The sequence below is a fragment of the Streptomyces lonarensis genome, from assembly GCF_012033735.1.
Lineage (GTDB): Bacteria > Actinomycetota > Actinomycetes > Streptomycetales > Streptomycetaceae > Streptomyces > Streptomyces lonarensis.
Genome location: NZ_JAAVJD010000115.1, coordinates 1 through 17,302, shown reverse-complemented (window position 1 = coordinate 17,302; position 17,302 = coordinate 1). Strand labels below are relative to the sequence as shown.

The 17,302-nt window shown below is 73.5% G+C and carries 17 protein-coding genes; 12 read left to right on the top strand and 5 right to left on the bottom strand.

What is annotated here, in order from left to right; all coding sequences use genetic code 11:
- The first annotated feature begins 258 nt into the window (after positions 1–258).
- A complete protein-coding gene (locus tag HCN56_RS15235; RefSeq protein WP_167971422.1) occupies positions 259–996 on the top strand; it encodes an SseB family protein in 738 nt (245 codons plus the stop codon).
- A gap of 60 nt (positions 997–1,056) precedes the next feature.
- Here the strand turns inward: HCN56_RS15235 and HCN56_RS15230 are convergent, their stop codons facing one another.
- Positions 1,057–1,431 (bottom strand): DUF1844 domain-containing protein, encoded by a 375-nt coding sequence (locus HCN56_RS15230; RefSeq protein ID WP_167971420.1) that lies wholly within the window; start codon positions 1,429–1,431, stop codon positions 1,057–1,059.
- A gap of 397 nt (positions 1,432–1,828) precedes the next feature.
- On the opposite strand from HCN56_RS15230, the gene infC reads away from it, so the two are divergent.
- The 7 genes from infC to pheT all read left to right on the top strand — a co-directional run bounded on the left by infC (position 1,829) and on the right by pheT (position 9,342).
- Positions 1,829–2,434: a translation initiation factor IF-3 gene (gene infC, locus HCN56_RS15225; RefSeq protein ID WP_167933617.1), complete on the top strand. Its 606-nt coding sequence runs from the start codon at positions 1,829–1,831 to the stop codon at positions 2,432–2,434.
- A gap of 122 nt (positions 2,435–2,556) precedes the next feature.
- Positions 2,557–2,751, top strand: a complete 195-nt coding sequence (rpmI, locus tag HCN56_RS15220; RefSeq protein ID WP_167971418.1) for a 50S ribosomal protein L35 — start codon at positions 2,557–2,559, stop codon at positions 2,749–2,751.
- A 116-nt stretch (positions 2,752–2,867) separates the two neighbouring features.
- On the top strand, positions 2,868–3,251 hold the full coding sequence (gene rplT, locus HCN56_RS15215) for a 50S ribosomal protein L20 (RefSeq protein ID WP_167933619.1): 384 nt from the start codon (positions 2,868–2,870) through the stop codon (positions 3,249–3,251).
- Positions 3,252–3,416: 165 nt separating this feature from the next.
- A complete protein-coding gene (locus tag HCN56_RS15210; RefSeq protein WP_167971426.1) occupies positions 3,417–4,265 on the top strand; it encodes a TrmH family RNA methyltransferase in 849 nt (282 codons plus the stop codon).
- Positions 4,266–4,349: 84 nt separating this feature from the next.
- On the top strand, positions 4,350–5,432 hold the full coding sequence (locus HCN56_RS15205; protein ID WP_167971416.1) for a sensor histidine kinase: 1,083 nt from the start codon (positions 4,350–4,352) through the stop codon (positions 5,430–5,432).
- Positions 5,433–5,689: 257 nt separating this feature from the next.
- Entirely contained in the window at positions 5,690–6,823 is a 1,134-nt protein-coding gene (gene pheS, locus HCN56_RS15200; RefSeq protein WP_167971414.1) for a phenylalanine--tRNA ligase subunit alpha, read from the top strand.
- Positions 6,823–9,342, top strand: a complete 2,520-nt coding sequence (pheT, locus tag HCN56_RS15195; RefSeq protein ID WP_167971412.1) for a phenylalanine--tRNA ligase subunit beta — start codon at positions 6,823–6,825, stop codon at positions 9,340–9,342. Before pheS ends, pheT begins: the two co-directional genes overlap by 1 nt.
- Positions 9,343–9,504: 162 nt before the next feature.
- Here pheT and ligD read toward each other — a convergent pair whose 3' ends face one another.
- Positions 9,505–10,407, bottom strand: coding sequence for a non-homologous end-joining DNA ligase (ligD, locus tag HCN56_RS15190; protein ID WP_167971410.1), 903 nt, complete (start codon positions 10,405–10,407; stop codon positions 9,505–9,507).
- A 30-nt stretch (positions 10,408–10,437) separates the two neighbouring features.
- Between ligD and ku the strand changes: the two genes are divergently transcribed.
- A complete protein-coding gene (gene ku, locus HCN56_RS15185) occupies positions 10,438–11,580 on the top strand; it encodes a non-homologous end joining protein Ku (protein WP_167971408.1) in 1,143 nt (380 codons plus the stop codon).
- A gap of 57 nt (positions 11,581–11,637) precedes the next feature.
- On the opposite strand, the gene HCN56_RS15180 is transcribed toward ku, so the two are convergent.
- Positions 11,638–11,997, bottom strand: a complete 360-nt coding sequence (locus HCN56_RS15180) for a hypothetical protein (protein ID WP_167971406.1) — start codon at positions 11,995–11,997, stop codon at positions 11,638–11,640.
- A 9-nt stretch (positions 11,998–12,006) separates the two neighbouring features.
- Positions 12,007–12,867, bottom strand: coding sequence for a 3-hydroxybutyryl-CoA dehydrogenase (locus tag HCN56_RS15175; RefSeq protein WP_167971404.1), 861 nt, complete (start codon positions 12,865–12,867; stop codon positions 12,007–12,009).
- Between the two features lie 356 nt (positions 12,868–13,223).
- On the opposite strand from HCN56_RS15175, the gene HCN56_RS15170 reads away from it, so the two are divergent.
- Positions 13,224–14,480, top strand: coding sequence for a glycoside hydrolase family 10-like protein (locus HCN56_RS15170; protein WP_312871243.1), 1,257 nt, complete (start codon positions 13,224–13,226; stop codon positions 14,478–14,480).
- 111 nt (positions 14,481–14,591) lie between these two features.
- Here the strand turns inward: HCN56_RS15170 and HCN56_RS15165 are convergent, their stop codons facing one another.
- Positions 14,592–14,786, bottom strand: coding sequence for a DUF1918 domain-containing protein (locus HCN56_RS15165; protein ID WP_167971402.1), 195 nt, complete (start codon positions 14,784–14,786; stop codon positions 14,592–14,594).
- A 186-nt stretch (positions 14,787–14,972) separates the two neighbouring features.
- Between HCN56_RS15165 and HCN56_RS15160 the strand changes: the two genes are divergently transcribed.
- Positions 14,973–15,533 (top strand): histidine phosphatase family protein, encoded by a 561-nt coding sequence (locus HCN56_RS15160; protein WP_167971400.1) that lies wholly within the window; start codon positions 14,973–14,975, stop codon positions 15,531–15,533.
- A 370-nt stretch (positions 15,534–15,903) separates the two neighbouring features.
- On the top strand, positions 15,904–17,067 hold the full coding sequence (locus HCN56_RS15155; protein WP_167971398.1) for a pectate lyase family protein: 1,164 nt from the start codon (positions 15,904–15,906) through the stop codon (positions 17,065–17,067).
- Positions 17,068–17,302: the final 235 nt, after the last annotated feature.

Sequence of the window (17,302 nt, the reverse complement as noted above, 5' to 3'; positions counted from 1 at the left end):
CGTCGCCGCCCGTGCCCCCCGCGGAGGCCGCGGCGAGCACCCCGGTGGCCAGCGCCGCGCCGAGCAGGGCGGGCGCCAGCCGGCGGGTGCGCTGACGGGGGATCTCAGGGCTCATGCGCCCGACGGTATCTCGCACGGGTGCACGAGTCAGCCGGCCGACGTCAAGAAAAGGTAACGCCGGGGGCGCGTCCGCGGGGCGCGCGCCGGGCGCGGTGGGGCGCGCCGAGGACGCCCCGTCGCCGCCGATACCCTCGCAGGGTGCAGCTCCACAACATCCCCCGGTCCCCATTCGCCGACGACGACGGCTCCGCCGACCCCGACCTGGTGGCGGCGCTGTCGCACTGGGCGGAGCACCGGGAGGACCCCGCGGCGCAGGATGCAGTGATCGCCCTGCTGACCGACGCCCGGCTACTGGTGCCCGTGGTCGCGGTGCTGGGTGAGGCCGAGACCGGCCCCGACGGCCTGAAGCGCGAGAAGAGCAGCGAGATGGCGGTCCTCACACTGGAGCGCCCGGGCGGCCGCAAGGCGCTGCCCGTCTTCTCGTCCACCGCCGCCCTCCTGCAGTGGCGGCCCGACGCCCGGCCGGTGGCCGTCACCCCGCAGCAGGCGCTCCAGGCAGCGGTGCAGGAGGGGGTCGGCTCGCTCGTGCTCGACCTCGCCGGTCCGGTGCCCTACGAGATCGCCGGGCGGGCGCTGCGCGCCCTGGCGACCGGGGGCGCGCCGGTGGCCGGGCCCGAGGTCGCGGAGGCGGTCCGCACGCTGCTGGCCGCCGAACCCGGCGTGGCCGCGGCGCAGCTCGTGCCCGGCGGGGAGACCGACGGCACTCTCGCGGTGGTGTTCGACGCCGGCGCCGGGGATCGCGAGGAGGTCACCCGCCTGGCGGGCGCACTCGCCGCCGACACCGTGCTGCGCAGCCGGCTGGTGCGCGGACTGCAGCTGGCCGTACTGCCCGCCGGCACCGCGCTGCCCGGCGGGGAGCCCCTCTACCGCCGGTAGTCCGCGTGCCCGGGGCCGCGCGGCGGGGGCCGGCGCCCCCGCCGCGCCGGCCTCGTCCGGTCAGCCCAGCACGGGGCCGGTGAACTTCTCGCCCGGCCCGGCGCCCGGCTCGTCGGGCACCACCGACGCCTCGCGGAAGGCCAGCTGCAGTGACTTCAGGCCGTCCCGCAGCGGCGCGGCGTGGAAGGAACTGACCTCGGTGGCCCCCGCGGTCACCAGGCCGGCCAGGGCGGTGATCAGCTTGCGGGCCTCGTCGAGGTCCAGGTGGTCCTCGCCCTCCTCCGACAGGCCCAGGTTGACCGCGGCGGCGCTCATCAGGTGGACCGCCACCGTGGTGATGACCTCGACGGCCGGCACGTCGGCGATGTCCCGGGTCTGGTCGGCGGCGGCGTCGGCCGGGGTGCCGGTGGGCTGGGTGCTGGCGTCGTCACTCATGGATCGTCGTCTCGTCCGCATCTCGTGGGTGGGCCGGTCCCGGGGCTGCCCGGGTGGCTGCCGCCCAGCGTAGCGAGCGGCCGCCGCCCGCCCCGGCGCCACCTGGGGAGGCGCGCGCCGGAGGGTGCGGTACGATGAACCTTGACCGGCCGGACATCAGTGCGCGCTCTCGCGCGTCACGGGTGAACCGGCCCGCAAGTGGAGGCTCCGTATCTCCCACCTGATCGACCCCTGGTCGGCAGGTCAAAGGTCGGACTCGTGTCGCCGCGTGCCTGCGGTGGTGCGGCCAGTCTGTGAGGAGCCCCGCCGGCGACGGTCGGGGCTCTTGTCGTGTGCCCGGCCGGCGGTCACCACAGACGAAACTCTCAGGCACGGCTGTCCGCCAGGCATCCGTGCGGTGAACCGAGGAGGCCCCATCAGCGCCGAGCCCCGCATCAACGACCGGATTCGCGTCCCCGAGGTGCGACTCGTCGGTCCCAGTGGCGAGCAGGTCGGCATTGTGCCGCTTGCCAAGGCCCTGGAGCTCGCACAGGAGTACGACCTCGACCTCGTCGAGGTCGCGGCGACCGCCAGGCCGCCGGTGTGCAAGCTCATGGACTACGGAAAGTTCAAGTACGAGTCGGCCCTGAAGGCCCGTGAGGCGCGCAAGAACCAGGCGCACACGGTCATCAAGGAGATGAAGCTCCGGCCGAAGATCGACCCGCACGACTACGACACCAAAAAGGGTCACGTCGTCCGGTTCCTCAAGCAGGGTGACAAGGTCAAGATCACGATCATGTTCCGTGGTCGTGAGCAGTCCCGTCCCGAGCTCGGGTACCGGCTGCTCCAGCGCCTGGCGGAGGACGTCCAGGACCTGGGGTTCGTCGAGTCGAACCCGAAGCAGGACGGCCGAAACATGATCATGGTTCTCGGTCCGCACAAGAAGAAGACCGAGGCCATGGCAGAGGCCCGGGAGGCCCAGGCCGCCCGCAAGGCCGAGCGTCAGGGCGAAGCGCGGGCCTGAGCCCCGCCGAACCCGGGCCGTCAGACCAGACAGCGAAGAGGCGCGCGCCCGTCCGGCGCCCCCGGCCCCAGCCGGGAGCAGCCGGTCGGCCGCGCGCCACCGACGAGGAGAAGAACGGCGACATGCCGAAGAACAAGACGCACAGCGGTGCCAGCAAGCGCTTCAAGCTCTCCGGCTCCGGCAAGGTGATCCGCCAGCGCTCCGGTCGCCGCCACTACCTGGAGCACAAGTCCTCCACCCTCACCCGCCGTCTGGCCGGTACCACGGAGACGGCCCCGGCCGACGCCAAGCGGATCAAGAAGCTTCTCGGCAAGTGATCCGGCTGCGCCCGGCCCCGCACCACGCGGGGCGGCCGGGCGCAGCGACGAGGCCGGGACCCAACCGTCACCGGGCCGCGTGAGTCAACCGCGGCCCTTCTACAAGGAGTTTTCACGTGGCACGCGTCAAGCGGGCAGTCAACGCCCACAAGAAGCGCCGGGCGATCCTCGAGCAGGCCAGCGGCTACCGCGGCCAGCGCTCCCGCCTGTACCGCAAGGCGAAGGAGCAGGTCACCCACTCGTTCGTCTACAACTACAACGACCGCAAGAAGCGCAAGGGCGACTTCCGGCAGCTGTGGATCCAGCGGATCAACGCCGCCGCCCGCGCCAACGGCATCACCTACAACCGGTTCGTCCAGGGGCTCAAGGCCGCCGAGGTCGACGTGAACCGGAAGATGCTGGCCGAGCTGGCCGTGAACGACCCCAACGCCTTCGCCGCCCTGGTCGAGGTCGCCCAGAAGGCCCTCCCGGCGGACGTGAACGCGCCGAAGGCCGCCTGAACCACGGCGCACACCGGCTGACGACGGACCCGCAGGCCACGCTGCCTGCGGGTCCGGCTCGTCCCCGGCCCCCGTCCCGGCGCCCGCCGGGCCCTCGCACTCCGCCGCCCACCCGCGCCCGCCGCGGCGCCCCGCACCCCTTCGTCATGGAAGCGAGCTGTGAGCATGCTCCCCGCCGAGCTGACCTCCCCGCGCTCCTCGCGCGCCGTAGCCGCCCGGCGGCTGGCCCGCCGCAGCGCACGCACCCGGGAACGCCGCTTCCTGGCGGAGGGCCCGCAGGCGGTCCGGGAGGCCATCGCCCACGGTGACGGCGAGGGCGCCTTCCTGGTCGAACTGTTCGCCACCCCCGAGGCGGCCGAGCGCCACGCCGACCTGCTGGCCGCCGCGCGCGCGGCGGGCGCGCGCACCGCGGTGGCGGCCGAGGAGGTGCTGGCGGGCATCTCGCAGACCGTGACCCCGCAGGGGCTGGTCGGGGTGTGCCGGTTCGTCGACCGCCCGTTCGCCGAGGTGCTGGCCTCCGGCCCCCGGCTGGTCGCCGTCCTCGCCCACGTGCGCGACCCGGGCAACGCCGGGACGGTGCTGCGCTGCGCCGACGCAGCGGGCGCCGACGCGGTGGTGCTCACCGACGCCTCGGTGGACGTGTACAACCCCAAGGCGGTCCGTGCGTCCGTCGGCAGTCTGTTCCATCTCCCCGTGGCCGTCGGTGTCCCGGTGGCCGAGGCGGTCGCCGGCCTGACCGGCGCGGGCGCCCGGGTACTGGCCGCCGACGGCGCCGGGGACCGCGACCTCGACGCCGAGCTGGACGCCGGGGCGATGGGCGCCCCCACCGCCTGGATCTTCGGCAACGAGGCGTGGGGGCTGCCCGAGGAGACCAGGGCGCTCGCCGACGGGGTCGTCAGCGTCCCCATCCACGGCCGCGCGGAGAGCCTCAACCTGGCCACCGCCGCCGCGGTCTGCCTCTACGCCTCCGCCCGCGCCCAGCGCGCCCCCGGGGGCTGCCGCCGGAACTCCTGAGCGCTCCCGCTTCCCTGACGGGGTCTCAAACCCCGCTCGGTCCTAGTAGGGTTACGGAGCGGATACAGGAGGGGACGGGCGGGAATGGTGAAGCGGCCCGGGGCGGGAGAGCTGGACGTACCCCCCGACGACCTGCCCGACGGGCTGGTGATCGCCGACAACCAGGGGCGCGTCACCTGCTTCAACGCGGAGGCCGCCCGGCTGACCGGCACCGATCCCGCCCAGGCGCTCGGCTCCACCCTCGCCGAGGCGCTGCCGTTGGAGGACCCGGACGGCCGCCCGTGGTGGCAGCTGACCGACCCGTACCGCGGCCTCGCCACCCGCGCCGGCCAGCCCGAGCGCAACCTCCTGCTGCCCGGCGGCCGGGAGGTCCTGGTGGCCGCCCGGTACGTGCGGGTCCGGCCCGCCGGCCCGGTGCGGCAGGTCGTCATCACGCTGCGCAGCACCGAGGCCCGCCAGCGCATGGAACGCTCCAACGCCGAGCTGATCGCGACCGTGGCCCACGAGCTGCGGTCGCCGCTCACCTCGGTGAAGGGGTTCACCGCCACCCTGCTCGACAAGTGGGACCGCTTCACCGACGAGCAGAAGCGGCTCATGCTCCAGACCGTCGACGCCGACGCCGACCGCGTCACCCGGCTGATCACCGAGCTGCTCGACGTCTCCCGCATCGACTCGGGGCGGCTGGAGATACGGCGCGAGCCGGTGCGGCTGGACGACGCGGTCCGCCGCCAGGTCAAGACGCTCGTCACCGCGGGTGCCGACCCGGACCGCTTCGACCTGCGGCTCGCTCGGGGTCTGCCGGTGCTGTGGGCCGACCCGGACAAGATCGCCCAGGTGCTCGGCAACCTCCTGGAAAACGCGGTGCGCCACGGCGCGGGAACCGTCACCATCGAGGTGGAACCCGTACCGCACACCGACGACCGTTCGGAGGGCACCGCCGTGACCGTCAGCGACCAGGGAGCAGGCATCCCCGAGGACGTCATGCACCGGGTCTTCACCCGCTTCTGGCGCGGCTCGACCCGCGGCGGCACCGGCCTCGGCCTCTACATCGTCAAGGGCATCATCGAGGCCCACGGCGGTACCGTCACCGTGGGCCGCTGCCCCGGCGGCGGCGCGCGGTTCCGATTCATCCTGCCCGCGGGAACCCCGGCCGTCCTCGTCTCCTGACCGCCCCGCGCGCCCGCCGGGCGCCGCCGGAACGACGACACCGCCCCGCGGGCGCCACCGCCACCGTGCCCGGAGCACCGGGCACCGGACCGTCCACTGCCGCCGCGGTACACCCCGCCGCCTCCGTCCCGCCGCAGGCCCGCGGGGGCCACGGGGCGCGACGCGGGGCGGGCGCGCCGTAGACTCGGCACCCGGCACCACCGCCGCCGCCGAGCGGGCGCGCCAGGCACACCGGAAGTAGGGAACACCGAGAAGCGATGTCGGCACCCAATAAGTCATACGACCCCGTCGAGGTCGAAGCGCTGAAAGCCGAAGTGATCGACCGGGCGCGCGAGGACGCGCTCGCGGCGATCGCCGCGGCCGACAGCCTCGACGCGTTGCGCGAGGTGAAGGCCGCGCACAGCGGCGACCGCTCGCCGCTCGCGCTGGCCAACCGCGAGATCGGCGCACTGCCGCCGAAGGCGCGCGCCGAGTCCGGCAAGCGCGTCGGCCAGGCCCGCGGCGCCGTCTCCAAGGCGCTCGCCGCGCGGCAGGAGCAGCTGGAGGAGGAGCGCGACGAGCGCGTGCTGGTCGAGGAGGCGGTGGACGTCTCCCTGCCGTACGACCGCGTCCGCCCCGGCGCCCGCCACCCGCTGACCACCCTCATGGACCGCATCGAGGACATCTTCACGGCCATGGGCTACGAGGTGGCCGAGGGCCCGGAGCTCGAAGCGGACTGGTTCAACTTCGACGCCCTCAACATCGGACCGGACCACCCGGCCCGCACCACGCAGGACACCTTCTTCGTCCGGCCGCCCGGCGGCGGCGAGGTCGGCCCCGACGACGCGGGCCTGGTGCTGCGCACCCACACCTCCCCGGTGCAGATCCGCTCGCTGCTGGACCGCGAGCCGCCCGTCTACGTGGTCTGCCCCGGACGGGTCTTCCGCACCGACGAGCTGGACGCCACCCACACCCCCGTCTTCCACCAGGTGGAGCTGCTGGCGGTCGACGAGGGCCTGACCATGGCGGACCTCAAGGGCACCCTGGACCACATGGTGCGCTCGCTGTTCGGCGAGGGGATGGAGACCCGGCTCCGCCCGGACCACTTCCCCTTCACCGAGCCGTCCGCCGAGATGGACATGGTCTGCTACGTCTGCCGCGGGGCCTCCGTCGGCAACCCGGACCGGCCCTGCCGCACCTGCTCCAGCGAGGGCTGGATCGAACTGGGCGGCTGCGGGATGGTCAACCCGCGCGTCCTCACCGCCTGCGGTGTGGACCCCGAGCGGTACAGCGGCTTCGCCTTCGGGTTCGGCATCGAGCGGCTGCTGATGTTCCGCCACAACGTCGAGGACATGCGAGACATGGTCGAGGGTGACGTCCGGTTCACCCGGCCCTTCGGGATGGAGATCTGATGCGGGCCCCGCTTTCCTGGCTGCGGGAATACGTCGAGCTGCCGGCCGAGGTCACCGGCCGCGACGTCGCCGCCGCGCTCACCGCCGCCGGCCTGGAGGTCGAGACCGTCGAGCGCACCGGCGGCGGCCTGACCGGCCCGCTGGTGGTCGGCCACGTGCTGGCGATCGAGGAGCTGACCGAGTTCAAGAAGCCGATCCGCTACTGCCAGGTGGACGTCGGCGACGCCAACGGCACCGGCGAGCCGCAGAACATCATCTGCGGCGCGCGGAACTTCTCGGTCGGCGACAAGGTCGTCGTCATCCTCCCCGGGGGCGAGCTCCCCGGCGGCTTCACGATCTCCTCGCGGAAGACCTACGGCAAGGTCTCCGAGGGCATGATCTGCTCCGCCTCCGAACTCGGCACCAGCGACGACCACGACGGCATCATCGTGCTGCCGCCGGAGTACGAGCCCGGCACCGACGCGGTGGAACTGCTGGAACTGGTCGACGAGATCCTCGACATCTCCGTCAACCCCGACCGCGGTTACTGCCTGTCGCTGCGCGGGCTGGCCCGCGAGACGGCCATCGCCTTCGACCTGCCGCTGCGCGACCCCGCGCTGCTGGACGTGCCGGTGCCCAACGGCGACGGGTACCCGGTGGAGGTCGCCGACCGCGCGGCCTGCGACCGCTTCGTCGCGCGCACCGTCACCGGCGTCCGGCCCGACGCGGACTCCCCGGTGTGGCTGCGCCGCCGCCTGGAGAAGGCCGGCATGCGGTCCATCTCCCCGGCGGTCGACATCACCAACTACGTGATGCTGGAGCTCGGGCAGCCGCTGCACGCCTACGACCGGGCCCGGCTGGAGGGCCCCGTCGGGGTGCGCCGCGCACAGGCCGGGGAGAAGCTGACCACGCTGGACGGGGTCCGCCGCACCCTCCACCCGGAGGACCTGGTCATCACCGACGGCCGCGGCCCCATCGGCCTGGCCGGCGTGATGGGCGGTGCCGAGACCGAGATCATCGCGGCCGACGCCGCCGCGGAGGGCGCCGGAGCCACCACGGACATCGTCATCGAGGCGGCGCACTTCGCCCCCCGTGACATCGCCCGGACCGCACGGCGCCACAAGCTCTCCTCCGAGGCGTCGCGCCGGTTCGAGCGGGGCGTCGACCCGGAGGCGGCGGCCGCTGCGGCGCAGCGCGCCGTCGACCTGCTGGTCCTGCTCTGCGGCGGCACCGCCGACCCCGGTGTCACCCACGTCAGTTCGGTCGCCACCCCGCGGACCGTGCTGATGCCCGCCACCCACCCGGGCCGGGTCGCCGGCGTCGACTACGACCGTGAGACGGTCGTCCGGCGCCTGCAGTCCATCGGCTGCGACGTGTACGGCAGCGACGAGCTGACCGTCACCGTTCCGACCTGGCGCTCCGACCTCCAGGCCCCCAACGACCTCGCCGAGGAGGTCATCCGGCTGGAGGGCTACGCCCACCTGCCCTCGACGCTGCCGCGGCCCCCGGCCGGCCGCGGCCTGACCGAGACGCAGCGGCTGCGCCGCCGCACCGGGCGCGCGCTGGCCGGCGCCGGGTACGTGGAGGCGCCGAGCTACCCCTTCATCAGCGCCCGCTCGCTCACCGACCTCGGCATCCCGGAGGGCGACCCCCGGCTGCGGACGATGACGCTGGCCAACCCGCTCTCCGACCAGGAGCCGGAGCTGCGCACCACGCTGCTGCCGGGGCTGCTCGCGACCCTGCGCCGCAACGACCGCCGCGGCAGCCACGACCTGGCGCTCTTCGAGTCCGGCACGGTCTTCCTGCCCACCGGCGAGGAGCCCGCCCCGGTGCGTCCGGGAGTGGCGGCCCGGCCGAGCGACGAGGAGCTCGCCCGGCTCGACGCGTCGCTGCCGCACCAGCCCCGCCACGTCGCCGTCGCGCTCGCCGGCGACCGCGCCGCGGCCGGTTGGTGGGGCGCCGGCCGCCCGGCGGACTGGGCCGACGCGGTGCAGGCCGCGCGGCTGGTCGCCGCGCAGGTCTCGACCGAGCTGGAGATCGTCTCGGCGCAGCACGCGCCGTTCCACCCGGGCCGGTGCGCCGCGCTGTACGTGACGGTCGAGGGCGAACGCGTCCTCGCCGGCCACGCCGGCGAGCTGCACCCGCGTGTGGTGAAGGCGCTGTCCCTCCCTGAGCGCAGCTGCGCCATGGAGCTGGACCTCGACCTGGTCGAGTCCGCCGGCGCCGGCCCGCTGCGCGCACCCCGGGTGTCGGCCTTCCCGGTCGCCACCCAGGACCTCGCGCTGGTGGTGGACCGCTCCGTCCCCGCGGCGGCGGTGGAGCGGGTGCTGCGGGACGCCACGGGCGAGCTGCTGGAGTCGCTGGAGCTGTTCGACGTCTACACCGGCGAGCAGATCGAGGCGGGGCGCAAGTCGCTCGCGTACACGCTGCGGCTGCGCGCCGCGGACCGCACGCTCACCGCGGAGGAGGTCACCGCCGCCCGCGGTGCCGCCGTGACCGCCGCTGCCGAGGAGCTGGGCGCCGCGCTGCGCGGCGCCTGACCCGGCGCACGGGACGACGGGCCCCCGGGCCGCACCTGACGGTGCGGCCCGGGGGCCTTCCCCGCTCCCGGCGCCCTCGGTCGCGTCCTCCGCGGGCCGGTGCTCGCCGCACCGGACTCCGCCGCAGCCGCCCGCCCTGCCGCTCCCGCCCCCTGCGGCCGGTCACGCCCGCGGTCGGCGGACCGCCGGCAGCGGCCGGGCGCGGGCGGCGTTGAGAAGGCCGCCCAGCAGATCGCCGTGGGCGGCGATACGGTCCGGGACGTCGGCCAGGGTGAAGGCCAGCTCCCGGGGGTCGGCGCAGCCGGCCACCTCCTCCCAGGTGACCGGCGTCGACACCTCCGGGCTCTCCCGGGCCCTCAGTGTGTACGGAGCGGCGGTGGTCTTGGCGGCGGCGTTCTGGCTCCAGTCCACGAAGACCTTCCCCGGCCGGGCGGCGCGGCGCATCACGGCCACCGCGAGCTCCGGCAGCTCGGCCGCCGCCAGCTCCGCCAGCGACCGGGCGTAGGCGGACACCTCCGCCGCCGGGGCGGGCACCAGCGGGCAGAGCAGGTGCAGTCCCTTGGAGCCGGAGGTCTTCACGTAGGACGCGAGCCCGTCCTCGGCCAGCCGGTCACGCAGCCACCGGGCGAGCACGCAGCACTCCACCACGGTCGCCGGGCTGCCCGGGTCGAGGTCGAGCACGAGCCGGTCGGCCTGCTCCGGCTCGGTGGCGCGCCACTGCGGCGTGTGGAACTCCACCACCAGGTTGGCGGCCCACACCAGGCTCGGCAGATCCTGCACCAGCACCTGCCGGGCCGGCGCGTCCCCGTGGCGGGGCACCTCGGAGCTCTTCACCCAGCCGGGCGTACCGGGCGGCACGTTCTTGGTGAAGAACCGCTGCCCGCCCGGCCCGTCCGGGTAGCGCAGGAAGCTCAGCGGCCGGTCGTGCAGGTGGGGCAGGAGCGTCCCGGCGTTGACCGCGTAGTGGTGGACCAGCTCGCCCTTGGTGGTCCCCGTCGCGGGGTGGATGACCTTGTCGAGATTGGTGAGGGTCAGGCGGCGCCCCTCGACCTCGGTGACCGTCATACTCGAAGAGTGGCACGAAAGGGGCAGCACATGCGATCCATCTGGAAAGGTGCCATTTCCTTCGGTCTCGTCACGATCCCCATCAAGGTGGTCGGCGCCACCGAGAACCACAGCGTCTCCTTCCGCCAACTGCACGTGACCGACGGCGGCCGCATCCGCTACCGCAAGGTCTGCGAGATCGACGAGCAGGAGGTCGGCGGCGAGGAGATCGGCAAGGGCTACCAGGCGCCGGACGGCTCGGTGGTCATGGTCAGCGACAGCGAGCTCGCCCAGATGCCGCTGCCCACCGCGCGCACGGTCGAGATCCTCGGCTTCGTCCCCGTCGACTCGGTGCAGTTGATCCAGCTGGACCGCTCGTACTACCTCGCCCCGGACACCGGCGCGGACAAGCCCTACGTACTGCTGCGGGAGGCGCTGGCGCGCTCCGGCAAGGGAGCGGTGGCCAAGCTGGCGATGCGGGGCCGGGAGACGCTGGCCCTGCTGCGCCCCGGGGAGGACGGCGTCCTCGGCATGCACACCATGCTCTGGCCGGACGAGATCCGCCCGGCCGCCGGGATCGCCCCGCAGGGGAAGGTCACGGTGCGCGACGCCGAGCTGGACCTCGCCGACACGCTCATGGACTCGCTGGGCGAGGTCGACCTGGAGGAGCTGCACGACGAGTACCGCAGTGCCGTCGAGGAGCTGGTCACCGCCAAGCTCAACGGCGTCGAGCCGGAGCAGGCCGCTCCCGCGCCCACCGGCGGGACCGTCGTCGACCTGATGTCCGCGCTCCAGGACAGCGTCCGCGCCGCCAAAGGGGCCCGGGGCGAGGACGTCGACGAGCAGGACGCCGACGAGGCCGATGGAGCCGGGGAGGGCCGCAGCGCGACCGTCACCGAGATCACCGACGGCGGGTCGCGGCGGTCCGGCGGCACCCGCGGCCGTTCGGGCGGGGCGGCGAAGAAGACGGCGAGCGGCACGGGCCGGGCCTCCGGCAAGAAGACCGCCACCCGGAAGACCGCCGCGAAGAAGACAGCGGCGAAGAAGGCCGGGGCCGGGACGAAGGCCACCGCGGGGAAGAGGACCGCCGCGCGGAAGACGGCCGCGAAGAAGTCCGCGGCCAAGGAGGGCGCGGCCCGCAAGAGCGCCGCCGGTCCGGCGAAGAAGGCCGCCGGCGGCCGCAAGTCCGCCTGAGCCCCGGGCGGCCGGGCGGGGCGGCCAGGACGGGAGCCCCGCCCGGCCGCCCGCCCGTCACTCCAGGTCGGCGACCTCGCGCAGCGTCCGGTCCCAGTCGGTGAACCGGACCGCACGGTCGTCGATGTACGCCGAGGCGGGCAGCTTGCGGCTGGTCACGAGCAGCTTGCCGCGGCCGTTCCAGAACCGGCGCCGGGCGGTGTGCCGGTCGACCACCGTCTCGAAGCCGTGGTCGTCGAGCCACGGGGCGACCTGCTCCGGGTCGCGGCTGGTCAGCACGAAGACCGCGTGCTCGGACATCAGCGTCCGCAGCGCCTCCAGTGCGCCGGGCACGGGCGGGTCGTAGATCGTGCCATCCGCCCAACCCCGGCGGTAGGCGTGGATCACCCCGTCGAAGTCCACCGAGACGGTGCTCATCGGTCGACCTCAGCCGTAGGTGTAGAAGCCCGCGCCGGTCTTCCGGCCGAGTCGACCGGCGGAGACCATGCGCTGGAGCAGCGGGGGAGCGGCGTACAGCGGCTCCTTGTACTCCTCGTACATCGAGGCGGCGACGGAGACGACGGTGTCCAGGCCGATCAGGTCCGCCAGCTTCAGCGGTCCCATCGGATGGGCGCACCCCTGCTCCATCCCGTTGTCGATGTCCTCACGGGCCGCGACGCCCGCCTCGAACATCCGGATCGCCGAGAGCAGGTAGGGGATCAGCAGCGCGTTGACGACGAAGCCGGACCGGTCCTGCGCCCGGATCGAGTGCTTGCCCAGCACCCGCACCACCAGGTCCTCCGACCGGCGGAGGGTCTCCTCGGAGGTGGTGAGGGCGGGGATCAGCTCGACCAGGTTCTGCACCTGGGCCGGGTTGAAGAAGTGGATGCCCAGCACCTGCTGCGGGCGGGTGGTGGCGACCGCCAGGTTGACCAGCGGGATGGAGGAGGTGTTGGAGGCCAGGATCGCGTCCGGCCGGGTCAGCACCTGGTCCAGGACCTGGAAGATCTCCAGCTTCACCTGCTCGTTCTCGACCACGGCCTCGATGACGAGGTCCCGGTCGGCGAGCTCCCCCAGGTCGGTGGTGAAGGACAGCCGCTCCAGCGTGGCGTCGCGCTCGGCCTCGCTGATCTTGCCGCGCTCCGTGACGTGGTGGAGCGAGTTGACCAGGCGCGACCGGCCCAGCTCCAAAGCCTCGCCCGTCGTCTCCGCGACCTTGACGTCCAGACCGGCCCGGGCGCAGACCTCTGCGATCCCGGCGCCCATCTGGCCGCAGCCCACCACTCCGACCCGTTCGATGTCGGTCACACCGTGCCCTTTCGCCGAGACAGCACTGCCGGTGGCGCGGCTCCCTTGCCGCGCGACCGCCCCCCGGCACCGACCGTACTCCCGGACCCGTTCCCCACCGGCGGCGGGGGGTCACCCCCGTGCCAGTGCCGGTGACGGAACGCTGCGGGGCCTTGCGGAGCGCGCAGGTCCATCGTGCGCCCCAGTGGGCCGCGTGCGCGCTGTTCGACACGAACTTTTCGCAGAACCCCCGTGTCAGGCGGGTGCCGATCTGGTCATCTTGATAGAGCTGGCCCGACGAAGCGGCACAGACCCGACCGCGCCGGCCCGGAGACCACCGGACCGAGCACCACCGAACCCGACAAACGGAGTACCGCGTGGGACACCTCACCCGCAGAACCTTCACCGCCGTCGCGGCCGGTGCGGCGATCGGCTCGCTCGCCCTGACCCGCGCCGGCGCCGCGTCCCCCGGGGGCGGCGGCACCCCCGATCCCGCAGCCGACCCCGGCCCCCGTGCCGCGTGGCGCCCGGAAGGGGAGCTGCGCGGCGTCTGGATCGCCTCCGTCAACAACGGGGACTGGCCCTCCAAGCCGGGCCTGTCGGCGGACCAGGTGCGCAGCGAGCTGCGCGCCCTGTTGGACGACGCCGCCCGCTGGAACCTCAACGCCGTCTTCCTGCAGGTCCGGCCCACGGCCGACGCCTTCTGGCCCTCGCCCCACGAGCCGTGGTCGGCCTGGCTCACCGGGGTGCAGGGCGCGGACCCCGGATGGGACCCGCTGGCGTTCGCCGTCGAGGAGGCACACGCGCGCGGACTGGCGCTGCACGCCTGGTTCAACCCCTACCGCATCGCCAACCACGACGATCCGGCCCGACTGGCCGCCGACCATCCGGCCCGCCGCAACCCCGAATGGGTCGTCCGCTACGGCGGCGGTCTGTACTACAACCCGGGAATTCCGGCGGTACGCCGATTCACCCAGGACGCGATGATCCACGCGGCGGAGAACTACGCCATCGACGGGGTGCACTGGGACGACTACTTCTACCCCTATCCGGTGGCGGGTGAGGAGTTCGACGACGCGGAGACCTACGCCGAATACGGCGGCGATTTCGACAGCCTGGCCGACTGGCGCCGCAACAACGTGAACCTGCTGGTGCGGGAGATGCACGAGCGCGTCAAAGCGGTGCGCCCGGACCTCGCGTTCGGCATCAGCCCCTTCGGTGTCTGGCGCAACCGCGGGACGGACCCCGCGGGCTCCGACACCCGGAGCCTGCAGGCCTACGACGAGCTCTTCGCCGACACCCGCGGCTGGGTGCGCAACGGCTGGATGGACTACGTCGTCCCGCAGCTGTACTGGCACATCGGCCTCGCCGCGGCCGACTACGCCAAGCTGGTCCCGTGGTGGTCCGAGGTCTGCGCCGGGACGGGCGTCCGGCTGATCGTGGGCGAGGCCATGTACAAGGTCGGTGACGCCGCCCAGCCGGACGCGTGGCAGGACCCGGCCGAACTCTCGCGGCATCTCACGCTGGCCGCGGAGGACCCCGAGGTCACGGGCCATGTGTTCTTCGCCGCAAGCCAGGTGAAGGCCGACCCGCTCGGCGCGATGTGGCGGGTCTACGAGGACCACTACCGCTGAGCCCGCGCGGCCGTGCACGAGCGGCCGCACCCGCGCGGCGTGGGCTGGCGGACCCGCGCCGCGCCGAGCCGCCGGTCCCTGTCGTCCGCCACCCGTCGTCCGGACGGCCCGTCACCCGTCGTCCGGGCCGCGGCGGACCGTCGTGTCGGGGCCGGGGGAGACCACCGTCTCGTGCCCGGTCTCGTCCCGGACCCGGTACGGGGGAGCGCCGTCCGGACCCAGGACCTCCACGACCCGGGCGACCCGGTCGGGGTCACCGACCGTCCTGCCGTGGGTGACCATTCGGTCTCCGTTGTGGGCTCGCATCGTCGACCTCCCGCCGTTCCAGGGGTGTGAGCAGGCCCTTTCCATTTTAGGTCGGTCCGCGTCGACGGGCGCCCCGACCGGATCGCCCGCGGCGCTGGTCCGGTCCGTTTCCCGGGAACGCGAAAAGGGCCGGGCAATTCCTCGCGGACCGTGGTGCCGGAATACGAGTGCTCGTACGATTCCGCCATGCTGGTCACGCTGATAGCCGCTGCCCGCAGTTCCTCGCTCGACGATGCCCGGTTCGGGGACAACCGTCCGCTCGACGCCGCCGGTTGGGCGAGTGTCGAACGCGCCGTTCCGGCGCTCGCCCCGCTGGCCGCCGCGGAGCTGCGGTACTGCTCGCCCACCACGGGCTCGCGTCAGACCGGCGACGTTTTGGGCCTGGCCCCGCTGGCCCAACCGGCCCTCCGGGACTGCGACATGGGGCGCTGGCAGGGGCTCACACTACGGGAGGCCACCGCCCGGGAGCCCGCGGCGGTCGAGTTCTGGTTCGGGGACCCCCGCTCCGCGCCGCACGGCGGGGAGACCCTCATCGCCTTCGTGGGGCGGGTCGGCGGCTGGCTCGACACCCGGCCCGCCGGCCCGCACGGCCGTGTGGTCGCGGTCACCGAGCCCTCGGTGATCCGTGCCGCCATGCTCTACGCGCTGAAGGCACCGCCCTTCGCCTACTGGCGCACCGAGGTCCACCCGCTCTCCGTCGTCAGCCTCTCCGGCGGCGGCGGGCGGTGGAACCTGCGGCTGGGCTGAGGCCCGCCGCGCCCCGGCCGACCCCCTTCAGGCGTCGGCCGCGAGCAAACCTGCAACCGGTTGCTTCCGAGGCTGGTGGAAGCGCTTGCTTCGCACTGTCGAACGCACTGGTGGTGTGGGGTGCTCGCCGTGATCGTCCGGCTGTGCAACAGCTCGCATCGAGGCCCCTAGGGGCAACATCGTTGGCCGGTACGCCAGTTGACGTCCGTGCGCAATGGGTTGACAGTCCCGGGTGCCTTCGGGAGTCTGTTTCCAGAACGTTACTGCAAACGGTTGCAACAAGTGGGCCGTAGCCGGGGATTCCGAGGCGCCCCCACCCCTCGCGCAGTCCGTGTTCCCCCACACATCCCCGGCCGAGAGGAGCCGCACCATGTCCGTGAAGAAGAAGACGCTCTTCCGCTCAGGAATCGCCGGAGCCGGCGCCGCAGCGCTCTTCGCCGGCAGCTGGGCCGCAGGGCTCGGCGGCGCCACCGCCGGCGCGGCCGAGCCGGCCGCCCCCCAGCAGGCAGCCGCCCCCACAGCGGCCGACCCCCACAGCGACGTCCCCCTCGGCTACGCAGCCGAGGCCGGCGGCACCACCGGAGGGTTCGGCGCGGACGTCGTCCACGAGTACCTGCTCAGCGAGTACGCCGCCGAAGCCGGCTACAGCGACCCCGGCGAGGCCATGTACGACCTGCTCAACCAGCACCGCCGCGCCGACGCCGACGAGGGGCTGGTCATCCACGTCGACACCACCGTCGAGCCCGACAACCTGACCGGCAACAAGATGGACGTCAAGGACGTCTCCAACGTCTCCATCCTCGGAGTGGGCGACTCCGCGGAGTTCGACGGCGCCGGCATCAAGGTCACCCGCGCGGACAACATCATCATCCGCAACCTCGACATCCACCACGTGCGGCTCGGCGACGGCGACGCGATCACCGTGACCGAGGGCAGCCACCACGTCTGGATCGACCACAACACCTTCAGCAGCACCCTCGACGTCGACAAGGACTACTACGACGGCCTCGTCGACATCACCCACAACAGCGAGTACGTGACGGTCTCCTGGAACCACTTCCACGACCACTGGAAGGGCATGCTCGTCGGTCACAACGACAGCGCCGGCTCCGCCCCCGACAAGATCACGTACCACCACAACCACTTCGAGCGGCTCAACACCCGCATCCCGCTGATCCGCCACGCCGACGTCCACTTCGCCAACAACCTGCTGGAGGACATCGACGGCTCCGCGATCAACGCGCGGATGGGGTCGCAGGTCCTGGTCGAGGGCAACTGGTTCGAGAACGTCGGCAGCGGGGAGGACGACTCGCACGCCGGCTACCCGGAGGGCCCGGTCGGCTGGTGGTACGGCTCCAACTCCACCGGCTACTGGAACCTCGTCGACAACGCCTTCGTCGACAGCCCCCACGAGCACCTGGAGTCCACCACGGACTTCACCCCGCCCTACGCCTTCGACGCCGACAGCCCGGCGGACGCCAAGGCCGCCGTGGAGCAGTACGCCGGCGCCGGGGTCATCGACCCGACCCCCTGACCGAGGCTCCGCGTGCCGCCGGCCACGGGCCGGCGCGAGCCGACCGCCACAACGGTGCCCCGCCCCCGGACAAGGGGGGGGGGCACCGCCCGTGCTGCGGGTCCGGACGGCTGCGGGCCCCTGGGGTGTCGGGGCGCCGCCGCCGGAGAGGCTGACGACGGAGAGCGGGTGGACCTCGGTGCGCCAGTAGGCGAAGGGCGGTGCCTTCAGCGCGTAGAGCATGGCGGCACGGATC

Coding starts and splice junctions, on each gene's coding strand:
- HCN56_RS15205 (WP_167971416.1), top strand. CDS start 4,350: ATGGTGAAGCGGCCCGGGGCGGGAGAGCTGGACGTACCCCCCGACGAC.
- HCN56_RS15155 (WP_167971398.1), top strand. CDS start 15,904: ATGTCCGTGAAGAAGAAGACGCTCTTCCGCTCAGGAATCGCCGGAGCC.
- HCN56_RS15210 (WP_167971426.1), top strand. CDS start 3,417: ATGCTCCCCGCCGAGCTGACCTCCCCGCGCTCCTCGCGCGCCGTAGCC.
- HCN56_RS15180 (WP_167971406.1), bottom strand. CDS start 11,997: ATGAGCACCGTCTCGGTGGACTTCGACGGGGTGATCCACGCCTACCGC.
- pheT (WP_167971412.1), top strand. CDS start 6,823: ATGCGGGCCCCGCTTTCCTGGCTGCGGGAATACGTCGAGCTGCCGGCC.
- ligD (WP_167971410.1), bottom strand. CDS start 10,407: ATGACGGTCACCGAGGTCGAGGGGCGCCGCCTGACCCTCACCAATCTC.
- ku (WP_167971408.1), top strand. CDS start 10,438: ATGCGATCCATCTGGAAAGGTGCCATTTCCTTCGGTCTCGTCACGATC.
- HCN56_RS15165 (WP_167971402.1), bottom strand. CDS start 14,786: ATGCGAGCCCACAACGGAGACCGAATGGTCACCCACGGCAGGACGGTC.
- HCN56_RS15160 (WP_167971400.1), top strand. CDS start 14,973: ATGCTGGTCACGCTGATAGCCGCTGCCCGCAGTTCCTCGCTCGACGAT.
- pheS (WP_167971414.1), top strand. CDS start 5,690: ATGTCGGCACCCAATAAGTCATACGACCCCGTCGAGGTCGAAGCGCTG.
- HCN56_RS15230 (WP_167971420.1), bottom strand. CDS start 1,431: ATGAGTGACGACGCCAGCACCCAGCCCACCGGCACCCCGGCCGACGCC.
- rpmI (WP_167971418.1), top strand. CDS start 2,557: ATGCCGAAGAACAAGACGCACAGCGGTGCCAGCAAGCGCTTCAAGCTC.